Source organism: Methanobrevibacter sp. (assembly GCF_030539555.1).
Classification (GTDB): Archaea; Methanobacteriota; Methanobacteria; order Methanobacteriales; family Methanobacteriaceae; genus Methanocatella.
This window is the reverse complement of sequence record NZ_JAUNXX010000138.1, coordinates 1-1960: the sequence shown is the minus strand read 5'-3', so window position 1 is coordinate 1960 and position 1960 is coordinate 1. Positions and strand designations below refer to the sequence as shown.

4 protein-coding genes are annotated in these 1960 nt (G+C 33.0%); 3 read left to right on the top strand and 1 reads right to left on the bottom strand.

From position 1 onward, the window contains the following. Positions 1 to 134: 134 nt before the first annotated feature. The 3 genes from Q4Q55_RS10525 to Q4Q55_RS10515 are packed head-to-tail and all read left to right on the top strand — an operon-like array spanning position 135 to position 1508. On the top strand, positions 135 to 326 hold the full coding sequence (locus Q4Q55_RS10525) for a DUF2116 family Zn-ribbon domain-containing protein (RefSeq protein ID WP_292818544.1): 192 nt from the start codon (positions 135 to 137) through the stop codon (positions 324 to 326). 8 nt (positions 327 to 334) lie between these two features. Next, the gene (locus Q4Q55_RS10520) at positions 335 to 658 is read left to right on the top strand and encodes a YbjQ family protein (protein ID WP_303372746.1); all 324 of its coding nucleotides are present in this window, start codon (positions 335 to 337) and stop codon (positions 656 to 658) included. A 1-nt stretch (position 659) separates the two neighbouring features. Continuing rightward, positions 660 to 1508, top strand: coding sequence for a hypothetical protein (locus tag Q4Q55_RS10515; protein WP_303372745.1), 849 nt, complete (start codon positions 660 to 662; stop codon positions 1506 to 1508). A gap of 277 nt (positions 1509 to 1785) precedes the next feature. Here the strand turns inward: Q4Q55_RS10515 and Q4Q55_RS10510 are convergent, their stop codons facing one another. Beyond that, entirely contained in the window at positions 1786 to 1953 is a 168-nt protein-coding gene (locus Q4Q55_RS10510; protein ID WP_303372747.1) for a TSUP family transporter, read from the bottom strand. Between the last annotated feature and the right edge of the window lie 7 nt (positions 1954 to 1960).

Sequence of the window (1960 nt, the reverse complement as noted above, 5' to 3'; positions counted from 1 at the left end):
CGGAACGAACCAAAATATTTACTTCACATCCTCGAAACAATTGCACTCTGCATGGGTCTGGATGCAGAAGAACTTGCCGTTCAGGCTACTAAAAATACTAAAGAATTTTTTAAAATATAAAGGAGATGAAAAAAATGGCAGTAGAACCTCATAAACATTGCCCTATCTGTGGGACACCTATACCTCTAAACGAACTTGTATGCTCACCGGATTGTCAGAAAGTCTGGGATGCAAGATTGGCGCAAACAAAAAGAACAAGATTAATATTATATGTAGTTATTGCAATATTTTTAATTATTTGGGCAATAATGACATTCATGAAATAGTGATATAAATGATATTGACCTCGTCAAACACTTTAGAAAATAAAGAGATTATAGAATACAAAGGTTTGGTAACTGGAGAATCCTTAATCGGCGCAAATATTTATAAAGATTTATTTTCTGGAGTTCGTGATGTTGTGGGCGGGAGAACCTCAAGATATGAAGAAGAACTTCAAAAAGCGCGTGACGTTGCTTTTGAAAGCATGAAAGACAAAGCTGAAAGTTTAGATGCTAATGCAATTATAGGGCTTAAGATTTCCTACGATAATCTTGGCGGCACTATGGGAAACACGATCTTAGTTACAGCTTATGGTACTGCTGTCAAATTTGAATAAAATGAAAATTAAAGACAAAGAAATAGATTTGGTGAATAGTCTAAAAGGATTATTATGCATAAGCGTCGGTACCGCATTTGGACTTTTAGTCTATGGCATTTTCTTATATTTCCACATAGATATTTTCGGATGGAACCTAGGTTTGATATTTGCACCTTTAGCAGCGGGATATGTTGAAACCATTCTTGCAAATAGAATATTGGGTGAAAATGTAGGTGCAATAAGTGCATTTGTCCTTTTTATCTCCACAACATTTTACAGCTTCATTTTAAAAAATCCCACATTAGGCGTTAATATCATTACTGCAGGATCAATACTAGTCATATTGCAAGCAGCGTTCCCAACATTGATAAACTACATACTTTTAGTCGTGCTTGGAGGAATCTTATCTTATCCTCTTAACGGATTGAAAAAACTAGTTAAGAAGATTGAGGAAATTGTTGCAAAAAGGCCTATTCTATTTTGGGAACCTCCAGAAATAAAAAGAGATAAAATCAAACCATATGATGAAATTGAAAGTAATAGAAAAATCAATAACTTAGATTTTTACTTCATAACAAGTACTGACATCCTTGACATAAAACATGAAAGAATTGGAGTTTATGGAAGCCACGTGATTTTAGACAAAGACAATAAAATAATTCATACCAATCCTGAAGAAAGTGAACTTAAAACACTCAACAGCATTAAACACGGTAAAGACGAATGTTTAATAAACTTGTGTGAAAAAATTAAGAGAAATGGTGGAAACGGAATAATAAATCTGGAAATTGAATATTTTCTTGCAGGGCTCGGAGGCGACTGTATACAAATCAGTGCTACAGGAATGGGAATAAATATTCATGACTAAACTTTTTTAAAAATAATATTCTTAAACTTATATAAATGATGATAACCTGAACGATGAAGGAAACATCATCATGCCCATAATTGGTTTATATTATTGCAATAATATCCCCAATTATTGGATTGATATACGAAACATTGCTGTTTTACCTAAAAAGATGTAGCTTCATACCGCAAACATGGACGATTCATAATCTATTTATCAAAAGTAGTGTTCACTGCGAGCTTCATCATAAGGTTTTGCAATTGGCGAAATGAACTTTTAATCTGAAAACAAGTTACTACGGCAAAATGCCCAACATTTTCAATGCCATATATAAAACCAAAATTGAAAATACTATTTTTAACTTTTTTTGAGGGACTTTATGGGCCATTTTAGCACCAAAAGATGCCAAAGGTACTGAGAAGCATGCAATTAAAAGAAAATAAATAATACTAACATAACCCAGAGAAAAT